The sequence below is a fragment of the Kitasatospora brasiliensis genome (assembly GCF_032654805.1).
Classification (GTDB): domain Bacteria; phylum Actinomycetota; class Actinomycetes; order Streptomycetales; family Streptomycetaceae; genus Kitasatospora; species Kitasatospora brasiliensis.
Genome location: NZ_JAUOOW010000005.1, coordinates 107,842 through 130,197, shown reverse-complemented (window position 1 = coordinate 130,197; position 22,356 = coordinate 107,842). Strand labels below are relative to the sequence as shown.

Annotated in this window: 15 protein-coding genes; 11 read left to right on the top strand and 4 right to left on the bottom strand. The window is 73.0% G+C overall.

The window, feature by feature from the left end; genetic code table 11:
• Nucleotides 1–42: 42 nt before the first annotated feature.
• From QWJ13_RS20215 to QWJ13_RS20185, 7 genes are all read left to right on the top strand, one after another.
• Nucleotides 43–2,985 carry a putative bifunctional diguanylate cyclase/phosphodiesterase gene (locus tag QWJ13_RS20215; RefSeq protein WP_316526689.1) on the top strand — a complete coding sequence of 981 codons (2,943 nt, stop codon included), beginning with the start codon at nt 43–45 and terminating at the stop codon, nt 2,983–2,985.
• A 331-nt stretch (nt 2,986–3,316) separates the two neighbouring features.
• Nucleotides 3,317–5,170, top strand: coding sequence for an acetolactate synthase large subunit (locus tag QWJ13_RS20210; protein ID WP_316526148.1), 1,854 nt, complete (start codon nt 3,317–3,319; stop codon nt 5,168–5,170).
• A 35-nt stretch (nt 5,171–5,205) separates the two neighbouring features.
• Entirely contained in the window at nt 5,206–5,730 is a 525-nt protein-coding gene (ilvN, locus tag QWJ13_RS20205) for an acetolactate synthase small subunit (RefSeq protein WP_316526147.1), read from the top strand.
• 154 nt (nt 5,731–5,884) lie between these two features.
• Nucleotides 5,885–6,883, top strand: coding sequence for a ketol-acid reductoisomerase (ilvC, locus tag QWJ13_RS20200; protein ID WP_316526146.1), 999 nt, complete (start codon nt 5,885–5,887; stop codon nt 6,881–6,883).
• A gap of 217 nt (nt 6,884–7,100) precedes the next feature.
• Nucleotides 7,101–8,681 (top strand): phosphoglycerate dehydrogenase, encoded by a 1,581-nt coding sequence (gene serA / locus QWJ13_RS20195; RefSeq protein WP_316526144.1) that lies wholly within the window; start codon nt 7,101–7,103, stop codon nt 8,679–8,681.
• Nucleotides 8,682–8,985: 304 nt separating this feature from the next.
• On the top strand, nt 8,986–9,147 hold the full coding sequence (locus QWJ13_RS20190) for a hypothetical protein (RefSeq protein ID WP_316526143.1): 162 nt from the start codon (nt 8,986–8,988) through the stop codon (nt 9,145–9,147).
• Nucleotides 9,148–9,402: 255 nt separating this feature from the next.
• Nucleotides 9,403–12,789 carry a S8 family serine peptidase gene (locus QWJ13_RS20185; RefSeq protein ID WP_316526142.1) on the top strand — a complete coding sequence of 1,129 codons (3,387 nt, stop codon included), beginning with the start codon at nt 9,403–9,405 and terminating at the stop codon, nt 12,787–12,789.
• A gap of 52 nt (nt 12,790–12,841) precedes the next feature.
• Here the strand turns inward: QWJ13_RS20185 and QWJ13_RS20180 are convergent, their stop codons facing one another.
• Nucleotides 12,842–15,325 carry a YfhO family protein gene (locus QWJ13_RS20180; protein ID WP_316526141.1) on the bottom strand — a complete coding sequence of 828 codons (2,484 nt, stop codon included), beginning with the start codon at nt 15,323–15,325 and terminating at the stop codon, nt 12,842–12,844.
• Between the two features lie 155 nt (nt 15,326–15,480).
• Between QWJ13_RS20180 and QWJ13_RS20175 the strand changes: the two genes are divergently transcribed.
• The 4 genes from QWJ13_RS20175 to cimA all read left to right on the top strand — a co-directional run bounded on the left by QWJ13_RS20175 (nt 15,481) and on the right by cimA (nt 20,496).
• Nucleotides 15,481–16,044 carry a Uma2 family endonuclease gene (locus QWJ13_RS20175; RefSeq protein WP_316526140.1) on the top strand — a complete coding sequence of 188 codons (564 nt, stop codon included), beginning with the start codon at nt 15,481–15,483 and terminating at the stop codon, nt 16,042–16,044.
• A gap of 59 nt (nt 16,045–16,103) precedes the next feature.
• Nucleotides 16,104–17,141, top strand: coding sequence for a 3-isopropylmalate dehydrogenase (locus QWJ13_RS20170; protein WP_316526138.1), 1,038 nt, complete (start codon nt 16,104–16,106; stop codon nt 17,139–17,141).
• Nucleotides 17,142–17,427: 286 nt separating this feature from the next.
• Nucleotides 17,428–18,540 carry a branched-chain amino acid aminotransferase gene (locus QWJ13_RS20165; RefSeq protein ID WP_316526137.1) on the top strand — a complete coding sequence of 371 codons (1,113 nt, stop codon included), beginning with the start codon at nt 17,428–17,430 and terminating at the stop codon, nt 18,538–18,540.
• A gap of 351 nt (nt 18,541–18,891) precedes the next feature.
• Complete coding sequence (gene cimA, locus QWJ13_RS20160) at nt 18,892–20,496, top strand: citramalate synthase (protein WP_316526136.1); 1,605 nt, start codon at nt 18,892–18,894, stop codon at nt 20,494–20,496.
• A gap of 86 nt (nt 20,497–20,582) precedes the next feature.
• Here cimA and QWJ13_RS20155 read toward each other — a convergent pair whose 3' ends face one another.
• From QWJ13_RS20155 to QWJ13_RS20145, 3 genes are all read right to left on the bottom strand, one after another.
• Nucleotides 20,583–21,167 carry a GTP-binding protein gene (locus QWJ13_RS20155; protein ID WP_316526131.1) on the bottom strand — a complete coding sequence of 195 codons (585 nt, stop codon included), beginning with the start codon at nt 21,165–21,167 and terminating at the stop codon, nt 20,583–20,585.
• Entirely contained in the window at nt 21,148–21,777 is a 630-nt protein-coding gene (locus QWJ13_RS20150; protein ID WP_316526134.1) for a DUF742 domain-containing protein, read from the bottom strand. Before QWJ13_RS20150 ends, QWJ13_RS20155 begins: the two co-directional genes overlap by 20 nt.
• 161 nt (nt 21,778–21,938) lie before the next feature.
• Complete coding sequence (locus tag QWJ13_RS20145; protein WP_097236138.1) at nt 21,939–22,352, bottom strand: roadblock/LC7 domain-containing protein; 414 nt, start codon at nt 22,350–22,352, stop codon at nt 21,939–21,941.
• Nucleotides 22,353–22,356: the final 4 nt, after the last annotated feature.

Sequence of the window (22,356 nt, the reverse complement as noted above, 5' to 3'; positions counted from 1 at the left end):
GACACGTCCGCCGTCGACGTGCCCGCCGTCGAGCGCTGCTGTGTGCTGCGCCGGCTCCGGGAGAGCCGCGCGCTGCCCTGCGCGGTCCTGGGGGTGCTCTGCCTGGCCTACGCCGCCGGCGCCGCCGTCGGCTGGGGATCGCGCCAACTGTCCGTCTTCATGGGCGACTTCGGCCTGGCCGCGGCGGCCCTGGCGGCCGCGCTGTCCTGTCTGGTGTACGGCTGCACGGTCGGCGGGCACGCCCGCCCGGCCTGGCTGCTGTTCGGCCTCTCCTCGCTCATGGTCGCCTTCGGCAACGGCACCTGGGGCTGGTACGAGCTGGTGGTGCGCACCCCGCTGCCCCAGGAGTCGCTCGCCGAGTACGCCTTCCTGCTGTTCGCCCCGCTCTCCATCACCGGCGTCCTGGTGCTCGCCAAACACCCGCGCACGGCGGCCGGCTGGCTCTGCCTGCTGCTCGACGGATGGCTGATCGCCGGCTCGCTGTTCACCCTCAGCTGGAGCCTGGCGCTCGGCCGGATCGCGGCCGGCGAGGACGGATCCCCGCTGCGGCTGGCCCTCAACCTGGCCTACCCGGTGCTGGACATCCTGCTGGTCAGCCTGGTGGTCGGGCTGCGCTTCGGCGGCCGGGACGGCAACCGGGCCGCCGTGCACACCGCGATGGTGGCGCTCGCCGTCACCGTCACCTGCGACGCCCTGTTCACCACCCCGGAGCTGCGCAGCAGCTACCACTCGGGCGAGCTCCTGGACGCCGGCTGGTTCGCCGGCAGCCTGCTGCTGGCCTGGGCGCCGTGGTCGCCGCGCTGGCGCCGCCCGACCCGCGAGCACCCCTCGGCCGGCGGCCTGCCGCGCCGCCGGGTGGCCACCACCTTCAGCGCGCTGACCCCGTACGCGGCCGCCGCGGTCTGCACCGCCGGAATCCTCTACAACGCCCTCGGCGGGCGGGAGTTGGACCGGGTGGTGGCCGCGGCCGCCTGCACCGTCGGGCTGGCGCTGATCCTGCGGCAGGGCGTGATGCTGCTTGACAACCTGTCGCTGGCCCAGGAACTCGCCCACAAGGAGGCGCACTTCCGCTCCCTGGTGCAGGGCTCCAGCGACGTCATCATGATCGCCGGCGGCAACGGCGTGCTCTCCTACGTCTCCCCGGCCGCGCTCGGCGTCTACGGGCGGGACCCGGAGGGGCTGGTCGGCGGCAACCTGCTGGACCTGGTCCACCCCGAGGACGTCGGCCGGGTGCTCTCCGAGGTCCGCCGCTACCTCGCCAGGGTCAGGCTCGCCACCCACCGCAACCCCGGTACCGCCGAGCCCTCCACCAGGGTCGAGTGCCGGATCAGCTCCGGCGCCGGCGAGTGGCTGCACGTGGAGTCGACCGTCAGCCGGCACCGTGACGGCCTGCTGCTCAACAGTCGGGACGTCACCGAACGCGTCATGCTCCAGGCCCAGTTGCAGCACAACGCGTTCCACGACCCGCTCACCGACCTGCCCAACCGGGCGCTGTTCACCCAGCGGCTGCGCGGCGCCCTCGGCGCCCGTGGGCAGCAGGGCGAGACGGGCGCCGGGATCGCGGTGCTCTTCCTCGACCTGGACGGCTTCAAGGCGGTCAACGACACCGCCGGGCACCAGGTCGGCGACGAACTGCTGGTGCAGGCCGCCCGACGGCTCCAGGCGGCCGTCCGCAGCGGGGACACCGTCGCCCGGTTCGGCGGCGACGAGTTCGCCGCGCTGGTCTGCGGCCCGCTCGGCCGCCTCCAGGTCCAGGAGCTGGCCGAGCGGCTGCGACTCGCGCTCTCCGAGCCGTACTGGATCGGCGGCGCCGAACTCAGCGTCGCCGCCAGCATCGGCATCGCCTTCGGCACCCCCGAACGCGGCCCGGCGGCCGACCCGAGAGCCGCCGCCGACGAGCTGATGCGCAACGCCGACCTGGCGATGTACCGGGCCAAGTCCGAGGGCAAGGGCCGGGTGGTGCTCTACACCCCCGCGATGCGGGCCGACCTGGAGCGCCGCACCGAGCTGGAGGAGCGGCTGCGCCTGGCCGTCCGGGAGGGCGGCTTCACGCTGCTCCACCAGCCCGTGGTGGACCTCGACAGCGGCGCCGTGACCAGCGTCGAGGCGCAGGCCCGCTGGCGCTCGGTGGGCGGCCTGCTGCTCACCCCGGCGGAGTTCCTGCGCTCCACCGACCACGGCGACGCGGCCACCCGGTTCTCCCGCTGGCTGGTCATGGAGGCCGTCACCGCGGCCGCCGAGCGGCGCGGCCTGACCGGCCGGGGCCGCGCCGTGCCGGAGCCCGTCCCGGTGTCGGTGCGGCTCACCGTCGAGCGGCTCTGCTCACCCGGCCTGTACGAGACGGTGGCCGCGGCGCTGCGGGACAGCGGGCTGCCGGCCGACGAGCTGGTGATCGAGGTGGCCCGGATGGGCCCGGACTCGCTCGCCGACGAGCTCGGCCGCCGGCTCTCCGCCCTGCGCGGCCTCGGCGTCTCCACCTGGCTCGCCGGGTACGGCGCCGGCGGCGGCTCGCTCGGCGCCCTCGCCCGGCTCCCGCTGGACGGACTCAAACTGGACCGCACACTCGTCCAGGACCTCGGCGACTCCCCGCTCAGCCGCACCCTGGCCGGGCACGCGCTGCGGCTCGGCCGCGACCTCGGGATGACCACCGCCGCCGAGGGGGTGGACCTGCCCCGGCAGGCCGCCGCCCTCCAGGAGCTGGGCTGCGGGCAGGCCCAGGGCTCGGTCTTCGCCCCGCCGCTGGACGAGCCCCGGCTGCGTCGGGCGCTGGCCCGCCGCGGCTACCCGTCGGCCACGGCGCCCGGCTCCCACCGCCCGTGCCCGGCCGCCGCCGACACCCGGACGAGTGGCCGCGCGAGCGGCCCGGCGGGCGCCACGCCGGGACGTGGCGTAGATCACCAAGGCGGCTCTGACCTGCCCGGACACCGTGCCGTTACTGGTCCGTCGGGTGGTCCGCATGGCGAGACGGCCGTCCCACCTGCTTGACATGCCGCCCCGCACGGGAGGAAGGTCATTGCCATGCGCACCCGAATTCTCGTACTTGGCGGGCGCGTCGGCTGAGTGGGCTCTTACGCCCTGCTCGTGACAGACCGACGCGCCACCCCTCGCATGCCCTTGGGCACGAGGGGTTTTTTGTTGCACTGACGCTGTTCCACCTCCGCAAGACCCCTGGCCTCGACCGCCCGAGCAAGTCCGACTTGTCGGCTCAAGCGGGACGATTGAGGCAGAGCCGGCGATCGACCCGGACCGGGACCCCACCCTCGCAGCACCGGGGCCCGCAGCACCGGGTCGGCAAAATCCGAGAAGAGACAGGCAGATGACCGAGCACGCCGCTTCCCCCCGCCGCGGGGACAACCCGGCCGCCAACGCTCCCGCTCCCCAGCACGTCGTCGAGACCATGACCGGCGCCCAGTCGCTCATCCGCTCGCTGGAGGCCGTGGGCGCGGACACCGTCTTCGGCATCCCGGGCGGGGCCATCCTTCCCGCGTACGACCCCCTGATGGACTCCGTCAAGGTCCGCCACATCCTCGTCCGGCACGAGCAGGGCGCCGGCCACGCCGCCACCGGGTACGCCCAGGCCACCGGCCGGGTCGGGGTCTGCATGGCGACCTCCGGTCCGGGCGCGACCAACCTGGTCACCCCGATCGCCGACGCCTACATGGACTCGGTGCCGATCGTCGCGATCACCGGCCAGGTCTCCTCCAAGGCGATCGGGACCGACGCCTTCCAGGAGGCGGACATCTGCGGCATCACGATGCCGATCACCAAGCACAACTACCTGGTCACCGACCCGGCCGAGATCCCCCGGGTGATCGCCGAGGCCTTCCACATCGCCGCCACCGGCCGCCCCGGCCCGGTCTTGGTCGACATCGCCAAGGACGCCCTCCAGGCGACCACCACCTTCCGCTGGCCGGTCGAGCCCGCGCTGCCCGGCTACCGCCCGGTCACCAAGCCGCACGCCAAGCAGATCCGCGAGGCCGCGAAGATGCTGGTCAGCGCCAAGCGCCCGGTGCTGTACGTCGGCGGCGGCGTGATCAAGGCGCAGGCCACCGCCGAGCTGCGGATCCTCGCCGAGCTGACCGGCGCCCCGGTGGTCACCACCCTGATGGCGCTCGGCGCCTTCCCCGACAGCCACCCGCAGCACCTGGGCATGCCCGGCATGCACGGCTCCGTCCCGGCCGTCACCGCGCTCCAGAAGTCCGACCTGCTGTTCACCCTCGGCGCCCGCTTCGACGACCGCGTCACCGGCAAGCTGGACGGCTTCGCGCCCAACGCCAAGGTCGTCCACGCCGACATCGACCCGGCCGAGATCGGCAAGAACCGCCCGGCGGACGTGCCGATCGTCGGCGACGCCCGCGAGGTGCTGGCCGATCTGATCGTCGCCGTCCAGGCCGAGTTCGACGCCGGCCACAAGGGCGACTACACCGAGTGGTGGGAGCGGCTCGACGAGTGGAAGAAGACCTACCCGCTCGGCTACGAGCAGGCTCCCGGCGGGAAGCTGTCGCCCCAGCAGGTCATCGAGCGGATCGGCAAGCTGGTCGGCCCCGAGGCGATCTACGCCGCGGGCGTGGGCCAGCACCAGATGTGGAGCTCGCAGTTCATCCGCTTCGAGAAGCCGGGCACCTGGCTGAACTCGGGCGGCGCCGGGACGATGGGCTACGCCGTCCCCGCCGCGATGGGCGCCAAGGCCGGCCGGCCGGAGACCGCGGTCTGGGCCATCGACGGTGACGGCTGCTTCCAGATGACCAACCAGGAGCTGGTCACCTGCGCCCTGAACGACATCCCGATCAAGGTCGCGGTCATCAACAACGGCTCGCTGGGCATGGTCCGGCAGTGGCAGACGCTGTTCTACAACCAGCGCTACTCCAACACCGTGCTGCACTCCGGCCCCGGCCACGACGGCATCGAGCCGCCGGCCCAGGGCACCCGGATCCCCGACTTCGTCCTGCTGTCCGAGGCGATGGGCTGCGTCGGCCTGCGCTGCGAGCGCCCCGAGGACCTGGACGCGGTCATCCGGCAGGCGATGGAGATCAACGACCGCCCGGTCGTCATCGACTTCATCGTCCATCAGGACGCCATGGTCTGGCCCATGGTCGCGGCCGGCACCAGCAACGACGAGATCCAGTTCGCCCGGGGCGTGCGCCCCGACTTCGGCGACGACCTCGACTGACAGCCCCTGCCCGCCCGGAACGACTGAGGAACTCCATGTCCAAGCACACCCTCTCCGTCCTGGTCGAGAACAAGCCCGGCGTGCTCGCCCGCATCGCCGCGCTGTTCTCCCGTCGGGGTTTCAACATCGACTCCCTCGCCGTCGGCTCGACCGAGCATCCGGACGTGTCCCGGATGACGATCGTGGTCAACGTCGAGGACCTCCCGCTGGAACAGGTCACCAAGCAGCTCAACAAGCTCGTGAACGTGATAAAGATCGTCGAACTCGACCAGTCCGCTGCGATCCAGCGGGAACTGGTCCTGGTGAAGGTCCGCGCCGACAACGAGACCCGGTCGCAGATCGTCGAGATCGTCCAGCTGTTCCGTGCCAAGACCGTCGACGTGTCGCCGGAAGCGGTGACCATCGAGGCCACCGGAAGCTCGGACAAGCTGGAGGCCATGCTCAAGATGCTGGAGCCTTACGGCATCAAGGAGTTGGTCCAGTCCGGCCTGGTCGCCATCGGCCGCGGCGCGCGTTCCATCACGGACCGCTCGCTGCGCGCCCTGGACCGCAGCGCCTGATCGGCGTCATCTCGCCCTCCCGTCGCCCACCACCGCCCTTCCAACGGCGCGTTGGCGCGCGGCACCCCCCTGAGCAAAGACCCACACCCAAGCCGGTACGAATTACGGTGAGTACCGCGTACCCGGCAACCATCACGCAAGGAGATGTGCCCCCGTGGCCGAGCTGTTCTACGAAGACGACGCCGACCTGTCCATCATCCAGGGCCGCAAGGTCGCGGTCATCGGCTACGGCAGCCAGGGCCACGCCCACGCGCTGTCGCTGCGTGACTCGGGTGCCGACGTCCGCGTCGGCCTGAAGCCGGAGTCCAAGTCCCGCGCCAAGGCGGAGGAGGCCGGCCTGCGCGTCGTCACCCCGGCCGAGGCGGCGGCCGAGGCCGACGTCATCATGATCCTGGTGCCGGACCCGATCCAGGCCGACGTCTACGAGGCGGACATCGCCCCGCACCTGAAGGCCGGCGACGCCCTGTTCTTCGGCCACGGCCTGAACATCCGCTTCGGCTTCATCAAGCCCCCGGCGGACGTCGACGTCTGCATGGTCGCCCCGAAGGGCCCGGGCCACCTGGTCCGCCGCCAGTACGAGGAGGGCCGCGGCGTCCCCGCGATCGTCGCGGTCGAGCAGGACGCCTCGGGCAATGCCTTCGCCCTGGCGCTGTCGTACGCCAAGGGCCTGGGCGCCACCAAGGCCGGCGTCATCAAGACCACCTTCACCGAGGAGACCGAGACCGACCTGTTCGGTGAGCAGGCCGTCCTCTGCGGTGGCACCGCCGCCCTGGTGAAGGCCGGGTTCGAGACCCTGGTCGAGGCCGGCTACCAGCCGGAGATCGCCTACTTCGAGTGCCTGCACGAGCTGAAGCTCATCGTCGACCTGATGTACGAGGGCGGCCTGGAGAAGATGCGCTGGTCGGTCTCCGAGACCGCCGAGTGGGGCGACTACGTCACCGGCCCGCGGATCATCACCGCGGACACCAAGGCCGCGATGAAGCAGGTCCTCGCCGAGATCCAGGACGGCACCTTCGCCAACACCTGGATCGCCGAGTACAAGGCCGGTCTGCCCAAGTACAACGAGTACAAGAAGGCCGACGAGGACCACCTGCTGGAGACCACCGGCAAGAAGCTGCGCTCGCTGATGAGCTGGGTCAACGAGAACGCCTGATCCTTCTGATTTCGTAAGCGCCTTGTACAAGTAGGCTGCTCCCGTCCGGGTGATTTCGCCGGACGGGAGCAGCCCGCTACCCAGCCCGTCGATACACTCCGAGTGCGCGTCAGGCCCACAGCGTCGTGCGTCTACCTACGCGGCATGCCACCTTCCCCCCGCCCTCACGCGCCGGCCACGTGCGCTGGGGAGCCGGACAGTTAAGGACAACACTGTCGTGAGCAAATCTGTCGTTCTGATCGCCGAAGAGCTGTCGCCCGCCACCGTGGACGCCCTCGGACCCGACTTCGAGATCCGCCACTGCAACGGCGCCGACCGCACCGAGCTGCTGACCGCGATCGCCGACGTCGACGCGATCCTGATCCGCTCCGCCACCAAGGTCGACGCGGAGGCGCTGGCCGCCGCCCGCAAGCTCAAGGTGGTCGCGCGGGCCGGCGTCGGCCTGGACAACGTGGACGTCGCCGCCGCCACCAAGGCCGGCGTGATGGTCGTCAACGCGCCGACCTCCAACATCGTCACCGCCGCCGAGCTCGCCTGCGGCCTGCTGATCTCCGTCGCTCGCAACATCGCGCCGGCCAACTCCGCGCTCAAGCAGGGCGAGTGGAAGCGCAACAAGTACACCGGTGTCGAGCTGAGCGAGAAGACCCTCGGCGTCGTCGGCCTCGGCCGGATCGGCGTCCTGGTCGCCCAGCGGATGTCCGCGTTCGGGATGAAGATCGTCGCGTACGACCCCTACATCCAGGCCGCCCGCGCCGCGCAGATGGGCGTCAAGCTGGTCACCCTGGAGGAGCTGCTGGAGGTCTCGGACTTCATCACCGTCCACCTCCCCAAGACCCCGGAGACCATCGGCCTGATCGGCGACGAGGCGCTGCACAAGGTCAAGCCGAGCGTCCGCATCGTGAACGCCGCCCGCGGCGGCATCGTGGACGAGGCGGCGCTCGCCGACGCGCTGCGCGAGGGCCGGGTGGCCGGCGCCGGCCTGGACGTCTACGCCAAGGAGCCGTGCACCGACTCCCCGCTGTTCGCCTTCGACAACGTGGTCGCCACCCCGCACCTGGGCGCCTCCACCGACGAGGCGCAGGAGAAGGCCGGCATCGCGGTCGCCAAGTCGGTGCGCCTCGCGCTGGCCGGCGAGCTGGTGCCGGACGCGGTGAACGTCCAGGGCGGCGTGATCGCCGAGGACGTCCGTCCGGGCCTGCCGCTGGCCGAGAAGCTCGGCCGGATCTTCACCGCGCTGGCCGGCGAGGTGGCCGTCCGCCTCGACGTCGAGGTCCGCGGCGAGATCACTCAGCACGACGTGAAGGTGCTCGAACTGTCCGCGCTGAAGGGCGTGTTCGAGGACGTCGTGGCGGAGACGGTGTCGTACGTCAACGCCCCGCTGTTCGCCCAGGAGCGCGGCGTGGAGGTCCGCCTGACCACCTCCAGCGAGAGCCCCGATCACCGCAACGTGATCACCGTCCGCGGCACGCTCTCCGGTGGCGAGGAGATCGCCATCTCCGGCACGCTGGCCGGCCCCAAGCTGACCCAGAAGATCGTCGGCGTGGACGCCTTCGACGTGGACGTGGCGCTCACCGACCACATGGCCTTCTTCAAGTACGAGGACCGCCCCGGCGTGGTCGGCGTGCTCGGCCGCCACCTCGGCGACGCGGGCATCAACATCGCCGGCATGCAGGTCGCCCGGGACGGCAGCAACGCGCTGGCCTCCATCACCGTGGACACCGAGATCCCGCAGGAGGTGCTCTCGGCCATCGCCGCCGAGATCGGCGCCCGCTTCGCGCGCTCGGTCGACCTGGGCTGATTTCCCTGGGCTGATGTCCCCAGGCCTGAGCAGGGCCCGGACCGCCGTTCGCGCGGCGGTCCGGGCCCTGCTGCGTGCTCCCGGGTGACTCCTGTCTCAGATAGTAGGAAATCCAAGTATTCGTGCAGACACGGCCCGGGCGGGGCCGTACCGTTGGAAGGGCCATACGGTGTGCCGCCCCTGTAGCCAGGGCTTCGCGGCCCGTGTGTGCGTGCGCCTTCACGAGCAGGCGATCCCTGCTCCCGCGCTCCCCTCACCTTCCTCGCGCTGGTTCCTCGCAGCGCCGTTTTCCAAGGAGCCCGGTATGTCTCCGACCGCCGACCGCCACGCCACGTCCGCCCCCGCCGCCGCCTCCGCCCGTGCCCCGCGCCGCCGCCGGGCCGCCGAGCGGAACCCCTTCGCGGCCGCCGCGCTCCAGCGGGCGCTGGACCGTCGGGACAACGGCGGCGAGACCGGCCACCACTGACCGGCTCCGGTGCCGGGCGGGCCGTCGCCGACGATCATTCGCCGATCGGTGGCGTTCATCCGTCGAATGGGCCGAACGGGCTGGCGTCACGTCACCCAGTAGAGTGCAACCTCGGTCCGTCCGAGGGAAGTTGCTCGTCCTCGGCGGCGCGATCATCCTAATTTAGGGGCCCTCGGAGGGGTGATCGACGTTCGCGTGGGCGGGCGTCAGCGACACGGTGTGCGGATCAGTCCCCCTGCCGGGGGAGAGGGCCCAGTGCGCCTGCCATCCGTCCGTCGACCCGCCGCCCGGATCGGCCTCACCCTGGCCCTGCTGGCCGGAAGCGCCGCCCTCACCGCCACCCCGGCGGCGGGCAGCCCACCGGCCGCGGGGCCACCGGCCGCGGGGCCGCCGTCCGCAGGCCCCCCGGGGCCGGGGCGAACGGCCTCCGTCCTGCTCGAACTCACCACCGAGGCGGCCGGCCCCGCCTGGCGGCGCGCCGCCGACGGTGCCCGGCGGGCCCGGCGCTCCCCGGAGGCCGTCCACCGGGAGGCCGCCCGGGCCGGCGCGGCCCAGCGGGCCCGCGCCGGGGACGCGCTCGACCGGCTCGCCGGGGCCGTCCACCGGGCGGCACCCGCCGCCCGCGAGCTCTACCGCACCCGCACCGTACTGGCCGGCCTCGCGGTCAGCGTGCCCGCCGACCGGCTGCCCGCCCTGCGGGCGCTGCCCGGCGTCCGGGCCGTCCACCCGATCGTCAACAAGCGGCGCGACAACGCCCACTCCGTCCCGCTGACCGGCGCCCCGCAGGTCTGGGCCGGGGACCCGGCCGGCGGCACCGGCCGGGGCGTGCGGATCGGGATCATCGACAGCGGCATCGACTACACCCACGCCGACTTCGGCGGCCCCGGCACCGAGGAGGCCTTCCGCTCGGTCGAGCGCGGCAAGCCCGCGCCACCCGCGCTGTTCCCCAACGCCAAGGTGGTCGGCGGCAAGGACCTGGTCGGCGACGACTACGACCCCGACCCGGCCTCCCCCCACCACCAGCCCGTGCCGCACCCCAGCGACAACCCGATCGACTGCGTGCGCAACGGGCACGGCACCCACGTGGCCGGCACCGCGGCCGGCTACGGGGTCACCGCCGACGGCCGTACCTACACCGGTCCGTACGGACCGGGGCTGGACCCGGCCGGCTTCCGGATCGGCCCCGGCACCGCCCCGGGCGCCCAGCTGTACGGGATCCGGGTGTTCGGCTGCGACGGCTCCACCGACCGGGTCGCCGAGGCGCTCGACCTGGCCGCCGACCCGAACGGGGACGGCGACCTCAGCGACCGCCTGGACGTCGTCAACCTCTCGCTCGGCAGCCACTTCGGCAGCACCGACGACACCGACGCGCTGGCCGTCGACCGGCTCGCCGAACTGGGCACCGTCGTGGTCGCGGCGGCCGGCAACGACGGCGACGTGTACGCCATCGGCGGCAGCCCCGGCACCGCCGCCCGGGCGATCACCGTCGCCGCCTCGGTGCACGGGCACGCCGACGTGGACGGCATCACCGTGCTCGCCCCCGCCGCCGAGGCCCGGGTCGTCCCGGCCCACTGGAGCGAGCGCTACCAGGGCTGGTCCACCGCCGAGGTCAGCGGCGAACTCGCCCTGCCCGTCGACCAGCCGGACGGCTGCGCCGACTTCAGCGAGGCCGACCGGCAGCGGCTGAAGGGGCGGATCGCGCTGCTCACCTGGCGCACCCGGGAGGCCGACCGGCCGTGCAACTCCGGCCCGCGCGCCGACCACGCGGCCGACGCGGGCGCGATCGGCGCGCTGTACGCCGCCGACTCCGACCACCTCGCCGAGATCTCCGGCAACGACCGCGTTCCGGCCGCGCTGCTGGCCCGGGAGGACGGCGACCGACTGCGGCAGGCCCTGGCCGCCGGGCCGGTGCGGGTCCGGCTCGCCACGCCCGGCAACCCGCTGCACGGCTCCGTCGCGCAGGACCAGCCGGGCCGCGTCGACACCCTGACGGACTTCACCTCGCGCGGCATCGGCGTGCCCGGCGTGGTCAAGCCCGACCTGGCGGCCCCCGGCGAGAGCATCTGGTCCAGCCTCGTCGGCAGCGGCACCGGCGGCCAGCGCGAGAGCGGCACCTCGATGGCCACCCCGCACGTGGCCGGGCTCGCCGCGCTGGTCCGGGCCGCGCACCCGGACTGGACGGCCGAGCAGGTCAAGGCCGCGCTGATGAACACCACCGTGGACACCTACCTCGGCGACGATCGCACCGGGCCGGTCTACGGGCCCGAGCGCACCGGGGCCGGGCGGGTCCGGGTGGACGGGGCGGTCCGCACCCCCGCCGTCGCCTACGCGGCGGGGGAGGGCGCGGTGGAGGGCGGCGTCGGGGTCTCCTTCGGGCCGGTCGACATCGCCGGGCCGACGGCGCTGACCCGCGAGATCGAGGTGCGCAACACCTCGTCCACACCGCTGAGTTACCGCACCTCGTACGCGGCGGCCACCGAAGTGCCGGGCGCCGCCTACCGGGTGGCGCCGGCCCGGGTGAACGTCCCGGCGGGCGGGACCGCCCGGGTGCGGGTGACGCTGTCCGTACCAGGGCAGTTGGGGCGCGCGCCCGACCCGACCATCGACACCGTGCAGGGCGGCCAGGCCCGCAGCTACCGGGGCGAGCTCTCCGGGCGGGTGCTGCTCACCCCGGTCGGGGACGGCGGACTGCCGCAGCTGCGCGTCCCGGTGCTCGCCGCGCCGCGCCCGGTCGGCGACCTCGCGGCGACGGCCGCCGTCCGCACCGCCCGCGACGGCATCCTCGTCCCGCTCGGCGGCCGGGCCGCGCCCGGCGAACAGCCCGGCCTGGTCAGCGCGTTCGCGCTCGGCGGCGAGGGGGCGCGCTGGCCCGACTGCCCGCCCGGCACCAGCGGCGCGGCGGCCGGTCCTGGCGCGGGCATCCGGCCCAAGGAGGCGGGGGAGCCGGATGCCCCGGACGACGAGGTCTGCGTCGAGCACCCCGGCGAGCGGTCCGCCGACCTGCGTGCGGCCGGGGCCGCCGTCGACTCCGAACTCCTCTACGTGGGAGTGCGGTTGTGGGCGCCCGCGACCACCCCGGTGGGGCTGTACGGGGTGCGGGTGGCGCTGGACACCGACGGGGACGGCAGCACCGACGTCATCCTCAAGGCCGACCGGCAGCGCGGCGGCGACGTGCTGGTCTCCCGCGCCCTGGACGCCCGTACCGGGGAGGAACTCGACGTCCAGCCGTTGAACGCCCGCTGGGGCGACACCGACACCGGGCTGCTGGACAGCGACGTGCTGGTGCTGCCCGTCCGGCTGAGCGCCCTGCCCGGCATCGCGCCCGGGCACAGCACCGTCCGCTACGGGGTCTGGACCGGCTACGCCGGGGGCGGCACCCCGGACGTGGCCGAGGCCCTCTCCACCATCGGGCTGAACGACGCCACCCCGACCGTCCCGCTGGACGTCCTGCACCCGGCGCTCACCGTACGGTCCGGCCTCACCGGTCCGGAAGGTCCGGCCGGTCCGGCCGCGGTGATGGCCCCGGCCGGGCCGGGCAGCGTCCTCGCCGTGCACCGGGCCGAGGGCGACACCTCGCGGCTCCTGCTGCTGCACCACCTCAACCCGGCCGAGCGACGGGCGCAGGTGCTCGACCTGCCGTGACCCGCCGGTGAGAGGGGCGGCCCGCCGACTTCGGCGGGCCGCCCCATCGCGTTCAGGCCCCCCGGGCCGCCCGGCGGCGTTCGCGGCGCGAGGGGCCGGAGTGGCGGCGGGAGAGACGGGCGAAGAGGGCCGCCAGGGCGAGGACGGCGGCGGTGGCCGAGGCGAGGGTGAGGCCCTCGGTGAGACCGGGCGGGCGGAAGGCGCAGGCGACCCGGGAGGCGCCGTCGCCCAGCGGGACGCCGATCATGCCGAGGACCGGGGTGGGGGCGGTGGCACGGCCGCCGTCGACGGCGCAGGTCCAGCCCTCGGTGGCCGGGACGGAGAGCAGCGCGGTGCCGGTGGAGCCGGCCGGGAGGACCGCGGTGAGGGTGTGCCCGCCGGCCTCGACCCGGGTGGCACCGGTGGCGGTGAGCCGGGCCACGGCGGCCTCCAGGGCGCCGGCCCGCAGGCAGCCGATCGGGCGGGCGGGGACCTGGCTCACCACGTCCGACCGCAGGGTCACCCGGACCACCCCGTCCGCCGGGACGGGCCCCAGCCGGTGGATCGGCACGGCGGTGGTGGGCTGCTCGCCGTCGCTGCGGAAGCTCGTCCCCAGGCCGCTGACCGTGCCCCGGTACCAGAGCCCGTGGAAGAAGGCGGTGCCGCCCGGGGTGCAGGCGGCGGTGAACACCGTGCCCTCCGCGCCTTCCGCGCCGCCCGGCACCGACCAGCCGCTGGTGCCGTGCAGGGTGGGCGCCGGACCGCCGGCCGGGACGGGCAGCGGGGCGTCGTACACCTGGCTGCCGAGCAGCGACTCCTGCCGGGACCAGACCGAGGAGGTCTCCGGCCGGGCGCCCGGGGGCAGCACGGTGACCAGCGGCGGGGCGGCGGCGTGCACCGGGGCGAAGCCGTACGGGGGTGGCCCTTCGTCCAGGTGGGTGTGGATGCCGAACAGCGCCTGCCCGACCGGGTCGGTGACGCTCCCGGTCTGCCGCCCGCCGGCCGTCCAGCCCGCGCCGAGGTCGTGCAGCAGCAGGGCGGTGACGGTCGGCAGGTAGCTGCTGAAGTAGCCGCCGCCCTGGCCGTTCAGCAACAGCGGGTCGTTGGGGGTGAACGCGTGCGGGCCGGGGTCGCTGCGGCCCCGCGGCCAGTCGGCGGCCGCGCGCAGCTCCGCGTGCCCGGCCCGCACGGCCGCCGGGGAGACGTCGTCGGCGGGGGCCGCGCCGAACGCCGCGTACCCCGACCAGACGGCGTTGCCCAGCACCGCGCCGGCGATCACCCAGGTGGCGAGGGCGGTCGCCCGCCGGTCGGGGTGCCGGCGGTCCAGCAGCCACAGCGCGGCCGACAGCACGGCGCCGCCGACCGCCAGCAGCACCCAGGTGGCCGGGCGCACCGAGGTGCGGCCCGCCGCCACGGCCGCGATCACCGCTACCACGGCGGCGCCGCCCAGCACGGTGAGCCGGTCCGGGCGGTGCGCCAGCGAGACCCAGCCGGCCAGCACCAGCAGCCCGCTGAGCACGAAGGCCACCCGGTACGGCCCGCCGGCCGGGATCGCCAGGCCGTGCCAGACCAGCACGGTCGGGGTCCACAGGAAGCCCGCCGCCACCAGCACCAGCGCCGCGCACCAGAGCGCGCGCTCGCGCGGCCGCACCCGCCGGTTGAACGGCAGCCCGCACACCACCAGCAGCCCGAACACACCGATCGCCACGTCCGGCAGCTGCTGCCCGCCGTGGGTGGCGGGCAGCAGCCGGGCGAGATGGCCGCCGAGGCCGGACGGGCCGAGCGGCTCGACCGGGGACTCCGGCTGGGCCCGGCGGGCGGCCGACACCGCGACGAACAGCACCGGGGAGGCGAGCGCCACCCCGGCGGTGGCCATGGTGACGGCCCGGCCGGTGGCCCGGACCCGCAGGCGCAGCGGGCGCGGGGCGGCGAACAGCCGGACGGCGAACAGCAGCCCGGCCGCCAGGGTGGCCAGCGCGGCGGTGTACAGGTTGCCCGCCCAGGCCAGGGCGACGCACAGCACGCCGGCCACCCAGTGCCGCTCCCGCAGGCACCAGTCGGCGGCCAGACCCAGCAGCGGCAGCGAGACCAGGCCCCAGAGCCACATCGGGGCGGCCCCGCCCACGTCCAGCACCCAGGCGCACAGCCCGTACCCGACGGCGGCGAGCGCCCGCAGCCGGGCCGGACCGGGGTGGAGGCGGCCGAGCAGGCGGGTCATCAGGGCGGTGCCGAGGCCGATGGTGGCCAGGGTGACCAGGAAGACGGCGAGCCGGCCCTGATCGCGGGGGAGCAGCGCGGTGAGCCAGGAGAAGGGGTTCATCAGGTAGGCGAAGAAGTCCGCCAGGAACGGGGAGCCGTAGCCGCTGTTCCAGTTGACCAGCAGGTCCCCGGCGGCCCGCCCGTGCAGCAGGTCCCACAGGTGGGCGTGGTACGGCACGGCCACCGCCTCCGCCCCGGCCGGCCACCGCCCGCGCAGCCCCGCCGCCAGCGCGTACCCGCCCATCGCCAGCCCCGCCGCACCCCCGCAGACCAGCCCCTCCAGCCGCCGCTCGCCCACTCCGCACCCCGCTCCACGCGATCCGCCGAACCCTTCAGCCTATGCACGCCCCTGCGCCCCACCAGGTCACTCACGCTCCCTCGAAAGGGTGGCGTCCGAGGAAGCTTCGCCGAGTAGCCTGAGAGCGCCGCCAGGATGCCTGTATGGGAGGAACCATGAGCATCGAGCCGTACCCCGACTGGCTTCGCCCGCCCGTTGGCGGGTACACCGCCGAAGACCTGGACCGGCTGCCTGATCTCCCGCCGCACACCGAGCTGATCGACGGGAGCTTGATCTTCGTGAGTCCGCAGACGAAGTTTCATGTGAGGGTGAAGCGCCTGCTGGATCGAGGTCTTGAGAAGGCGGTTCCGGAGGGCTGGGAGGTGTGGCCGGAGATGGCGGTGACACTGGACCGCCGGAATCGACCGGAGCCCGACATCCTCGTGGTCCACGAGGCATCGGATACGGGTTATCTCCAGACGACGTTTTCTGCCGAGCACGTGCTGCTCGCTGTCGAAGTCGTCTCGGAGGAATCGCGCGAGCGCGATCGTGAGGTCAAACCGCGCAAGTACGCTGCGGCTGGTATCCGTTACTTCTGGCGTGTCGAATGCGACGAGGGGCGTCCGGTCGTTTACACGTTCGAGCTCGACCCCGCCTCCAGCAGGTACTTTCCGACCGGGATCCACCACAAGCAGTTGAAGGTCGATCAGCCGTTCCCGGTGGAGATCGATCTGACGTGACCCGTCCGGATGGTGGACGCAAGGTGTCAGTACCTGGGACGGCGGAGTAGGGTCCGAGCATGTCTCGCACCATTCGTCTCGCAGTTGTTCCCGGCGACGGCATCGGCCAGGAAGTCGTGGCCGAAGGCCTCAAGGTCCTGGGTGCCGCGCTTCCCGCCGACGTGAAGCTGGAGACCACCGAGTACGACCTCGGGGCCCGGCGCTACCACCGGACCGGGGAGACGCTGCCGGACGACGTGCTGGCGGAGCTGAAGTCGCACGACGCGATCCTGCTGGGCGCCATCGGCGACCCGAGCGTGCCGTCGGGCGTGCTGGAGCGGGGGCTGCTGCTCAAGCTGCGGTTCGCCTTCGACCACCACATCAACCTGCGTCCGGGCCGGCTCTTCCCCGGGGTGCGGTCCCCGCTCGCCGGTCAGCCGGAGATCGACTTCGTGGTCGTCCGCGAGGGCACCGAGGGCCCGTACGTCGGCAACGGCGGCACGCTGCGCACCGGGACGCCGCAGGAGGTGGCCACCGAGGTCAGCCTGAACACCGCGTACGGCATCGAGCGCGTGGTCCGCGACGCCTACCGCCGGGCGCAGGCGCGGCCGCGCAAGAAGCTCACCCTGGTGCACAAGAACAACGTGCTGGTGCACGCCGGGCACCTGTGGACGCGGATCTTCGCCGAGGTCGGCAAGGAGTTCCCCGAGGTCACCACCGACTACCTGCACGTGGACGCGGCGACGATCTTCTTCGTCACCCAGCCGGAGCGCTTCGACGTCATCGTCACCGACAACCTGTTCGGCGACATCCTGACCGACCTGGCCGCCGCCGTCACCGGTGGGATCGGCCTGGCCGCGAGCGGCAACATCAACCCGAGCGGCGAGTTCCCGTCCATGTTCGAGCCGGTGCACGGCTCGGCGCCGGACATCGCCGGCCAGGGCAAGGCCGACCCGACCGCCACCGTGCTGTCGGTCGCGATGCTGCTGGAGCACCTCGGCTTCGCCGCCGAGGCCGCCAGGGTCGAGGCCGCCGTCGCGGCGGACCTGGCCGAGCGCTCGGGCACCCGCGGCACCTCCGAGGTCGGCGACGCGCTCGCCGGCCGAGTATCCGGCTGACGGGCCGGATCCGAAAGACGGGTTCCGGCTGACGGGCCGGATCCGAAAGACGGGTTCCGGCTGACGGGCCGGATCCGAGAACATCGGGTTCCGGCCGACAGGGCCGGATCCGCGCATAACCGCAGCTCGCGGCCCTTGAATGAGGGCGGGCGACTGTTCGGCACGGCCCTCTGGATGCGAGTATCGACAGTGGGCCGTGCCGTTGTGCGTCCGTTCCGGTGATTTGTGCCGAAACGTATCTTCAGCGGTGGCGGCCCGGACCAACCACACGGTGAAGGAAACAGCCATGAGTACGGCCACCCAGGCGCCCATCACGTTCGACCTCAAGCCCTCCGCCAACCCGCTGCCGGCAGCGGAGCGCGAGGCGCGGCTGGTCAACCCCGGCTTCGGCCGGGTCTTCACCGACCACATGGTCACCATCCGTTGGACCGAGGGCGTGGGCTGGCACGACGCCCAGCTGGCGCCGTACGCGCCGCTGGAGATCGACCCGGCGAACATGACCCTGCACTACGGCCAGGCGATCTTCGAGGGCCTGAAGGCCTACCGCCAGGCCGACGGCTCCATCGCCACCTTCCGCCCGGAGGCCAACGCCGCCCGCTTCCAGGCCTCGGCCCGCCGCCTGGCGATGCCGGAGCTGCCGGTGGAGACCTTCGTCGAGGCCGTCGAACTGCTGGTCCGCCAGGAGCAGGAGTGGGTCCCGAACGAGCCGGAGCAGAGCCTCTACCTGCGCCCGTTCATGTTCGCCACCGAGGTCGGCCTGGGTGTCCGCCCGGCCAACTCGTACATCTTCATGATCATCGCCTCGCCGGCCGGCGCCTACTTCCAGGGCGGCATCAAGCCGGTCTCGGTCTGGCTGTCCAAGGAGTACGTCCGGGCCGCGCCCGGCGGCACCGGCGCCGCCAAGTGCGCGGGCAACTACGCCGCCTCGCTGATCGCCCAGGCCCAGGCCGCCGAGAAGGGCTGCGACCAGGTGGTCTGGCTCGACGCCGCCGAGCACCGGTGGGTCGAGGAGATGGGCGGCATGAATCTGTACTTCGTCTTCGGCGAGGGCAAGGACGCGAAGATCGTCACCCCGGAGCTGTCCGGCGCCCTGCTGCCCGGCATCACCCGTGACTCGCTGCTCCAGCTCGCGAGCGACCTCGGCTACGCCGTCGAGGAGCGCCGGATCTCCACCGACGAGTGGCAGCAGGCCAACGCCGACGGCACCCTCACCGAGGTCTTCGCCTGCGGCACCGCCGCCGTCATCACCCCGGTCGGCTCGGTGAAGTCCGCCGCCGCCGACTGGACCGTCGGCACCGGCGAGCCCGGCCCGGTCACCATGGAGCTGCGCAAGGCGCTGCTGGCCGTCCAGGGCGGCCAGAGCGCGGACACCCACGGCTGGCTGCACAAGATCGTCTGAGTCGACGGCCCGCCCGGCCCGCCCGTCCCGCATCGCGAGACGGGCAGGCCGGATGGCGAGAGGCTGTGCCAGACTGCGAGCGTGTCCTCGCTTTCGCTGATTATTAGCAGCAGGCGCGCCGGTCCGCAGTGACCGCTTCCGCAGGACCCGATGCGGAGCGACCACGAGCGTCCAGACCCGCGCGCAGACCTCTCGCACCCGCGAGGGGTCTTTTTGTTTCTCCCGGACCGGCCGAGGGCCCCCACAAGGGGCCCGGGGACACCGGGACCGCGCGCGGGATCATGGACAGTGGAGCCGGGACAGAATCCGGCAGAGCAGTACCAACCTCCCCGAAACGGAGAACCAGGGGTCATGACCGAGGTCACCCGTACCGATGACAGTTTCCACGTGTTCGACACCACGCTGCGTGACGGAGCGCAGCGCGAGGGCATCAACCTGACGGTGGCGGACAAGCTGGCCATCGCCCGGCACCTGGACGATTTCGGGGTCGGCTTCATCGAGGGCGGCTGGCCCGGGGCCAACCCACGGGACACCGAGTTCTTCGCCCGCGCCGCCGCCGAGCTGGAGCTGCGGCACGCCCAGCTGGTCGCCTTCGGCGCCACCCGCCGGGCCGGCGGCAAGGCGGCGGAGGACCCGCAGCTGGCCGCGCTGGTCGCCTCCGGCGCGCCGGTGATCACCCTGGTGGCCAAGTCGCACGACCGGCACGTGGAGCTGGCGCTGCGCACCACCCTGGACGAGAACCTGGAGATGGTCCGGGACAGCGTCGCGTTCCTGCGCTCCCAGGGCCGGCGGGTGTTCATCGACTGCGAGCACTTCTTCGACGGCTACAAGGCCAACCCCGAGTACGCCGTGTCGGTGGTCCGCGCCGCGCACGAGGCCGGCGCCGACGTGGTGGTGCTCTGCGACACCAACGGTGGGATGCTGCCGGGCGGCGTGCGGGAGATCGTCGCCGACGTGCTCGCCCGCACCGGCGCCCGACTCGGCATCCACGCCCAGGACGACACCGGCTGCGCGGTGGCCAACACCCTGGCCGCGGTGGACGCCGGCGCGACCCACGTGCAGTGCACCGCCAACGGCTACGGCGAGCGGGTCGGCAACGCCAACCTGTTCCCGGTGGTCGGCGCGATGGAGATCAAGTACGACCGCCGGGTGCTGCCCGAGGGCCGGCTGGCCGAGATGACCCGGATCTCGCACGCCATCGCCGAGCTGGTCAACCTGAGCCCCTCCACCCACCAGCCGTACGTCGGCTTCTCGGCCTTCGCCCACAAGGCCGGCCTGCACGCCTCCGCGATCAAGGTCGACCCGGACCTGTACCAGCACATCGACCCCGAGCGGGTCGGCAACACCATGCGGATGCTGGTCTCCGACATGGCCGGCCGGGCCTCCGTCGAGCTCAAGGGCAAGGAGCTCGGCTACGACCTCTCCAGCGACCGGGACCTGGCCGGCCGGGTGGTCGCCAAGGTGAAGGAGCAGGAGAACCTCGGCTACACCTACGAGTCCGCCGACGCCTCCTTCGAGCTGCTGCTCCGCGACGAGGTGCGCGGCAGCCGGGACCGCTTCTACACCCTGGAGTCCTGGCGGACCATCAGCGAGCAGGGGCCGAAGGGCTTCACCGGCAACGAGGCCACCGTCAAGCTGTGGGCCAAGGGCGAGCGCCGGATCGCCACCGGCGAGGGCAACGGCCCGGTCAACGCGCTGGACCAGGCGCTGCGCACGGCCCTGGAGGGCATCTACCCGCCGCTGGCGGGCATCGAGCTGGTGGACTACAAGGTCCGCATCCTGGAGGGTCAGCACGGCACCGGCTCCAAGACCCGGGTGCTGATCGAGTCCACCGACGGCACCGGCACCTGGTCGACGGTGGGCGTGGCCGACAACGTGGTCGCCGCGTCCTGGCTGGCACTGGAGGACGCGTACACCTACGGCCTGGTCCGGGCCGGGCTGGAGCCCACCGAGTAGTCGGGGCCCGAAACGCCGGTGGCCCGCGGGACTTCGTCAGAAGTCCCGCGGGCCACTGCTGTTCGCGTGCGGCAGGGCGCGCCCGTTCACCGCAGTCGGGCGAGGAGGGCGTGTTCGACGAGGGTGATGAGGGCGCTCTTGGCGCTGTCCCGGCGGCGGGCGTCGAGAGTGACGACGGGGGTGTCGGTGCCGAGTTGGAGGGCTTCGCGGACCTCGTCGGGGGAGTGGGGCTGGTGTCCGTCGAAGCCGTTGAGGGCGACGACGAAGGGCAGTCCGCTGTTCTCGAAGTAGTCGAGGGCGGGGAAGCAGTCGGCGAGGCGGCGGGTGTCGACGAGGACGATGGCGCCGATGGCTCCGCGGACGAGGTCGTCCCACATGAACCAGAAGCGGTCCTGTCCGGGGGTGCCGAAGAGGTAGAGGATGAGGTCTTCGTCGAGGGTGATGCGGCCGAAGTCCATGGCGACGGTGGTGGTGGTCTTGCCGGAGACGTGGCTGAGGTCGTCGATGCCGGCGGAGGCCGAGGTCATGACGGCTTCGGTGCGCAGGGGGTTGATCTCGGAGACGGCGCCGACGAGCGTGGTCTTGCCGACGCCGAAGCCGCCCGCGACGACGATCTTCGCGGAGGTGGTGGCGCGAGCGGGGGCGGCCGCGTTAGAGCTTGCGAAGTCCACTGAGGACCCTTTCGAGCAGCGTGACGTCGGGCTGGTTTCCGGATTCGCCGCCGGAAGCGGGCTGGTGGATGGCGACGAGGCCGGCCTCGGCCAGGTCGGCCACGAGGATGCGGGCCACTCCCAGCGGGAGGGAGAGCAGCGCCGACACCTCCGCCACGGACTTGACCTCCGTGCACAGCGTGCAGATCCGCTGGTGCTCGGGGAGCAGGGTCGCCAGGCGCTGCGGATCGACGTTGGCGGAGACCAGGGCCTCCAACGCGAGTTCGTAGCGCGGCCGGGTCCGGCCGCCGGTCATCGCGAACGGGCGGATCAGCGGGCCGGAGTCGTGCTCGTCCTCGAACTCCTCGACGTGGCCGGGCTCCTGGGCCGGCTGGTAGCCGGGGGCCGGCTCGGGCGCCGAGTGCGGGGAGCCGTACGAGGGCTGCCGGGCGAACTGGTCGTACTGGCCGTACTGCTCTTCGGTCCGGGGGTACGGGTGCTGGGGCTGCTGCCCGTACTGGTGCCGGCCGTACTGCTGACCGTGGCCGACGCCGGGTGCTCCGAAGGCGTCATGGCCTGTGCCAGGGTACGGAAGACCGTACTGGCCGCTGCGGTCGTCGGGCGGTGTCACGGTTCCTCTCCTCACAGGGTGCGGCGGTGCGGTTCGAGCTTCGGCGCAGGTCCGGAGCCGGTGGTGCGAAGGCCGTACAACGTCCGAACCCGAGCCCGCCGAAGCGGGCCCGGGAAGAACGCGGAGGTACTTCGAATACCTGGACGGTATCCGACGAACCGTCAGTGCAGGAGACTGCCCTGGAGTTCCGCGCGCAGCGCGGGGGTGAGGACGGCGCCGGCGCGGTCCACCAGCAGGGCCATCTCGTAGCCGACGAGGCCGATGTCGGAGTCCGGCGAGGCCAGGACGGCCAGCGCGGAGCCGTCGCTGATGGCCATCAGGAACAGGAAGCCCCGCTCCATCTCGACCACGGTCTGGTTGACCTCGCCGCCCTCGAAGATCCGGCTCGCGCCGGAGGTGAGGGAGGTGAGGCCGGAGGCGACGGCGGCGAGCTGGTCGGCACGGTCCCGGGGGAAGCCCTCGGACATGCACAGCAGGAGGCCGTCCGCGGAGACCACCACGGTGTGGGACACCCCGGGGGTGTTGTCCACGAAATTGGTGATCAGCCAGTTCAGGTTCTGTGCGGCCTGGCTCATCTGA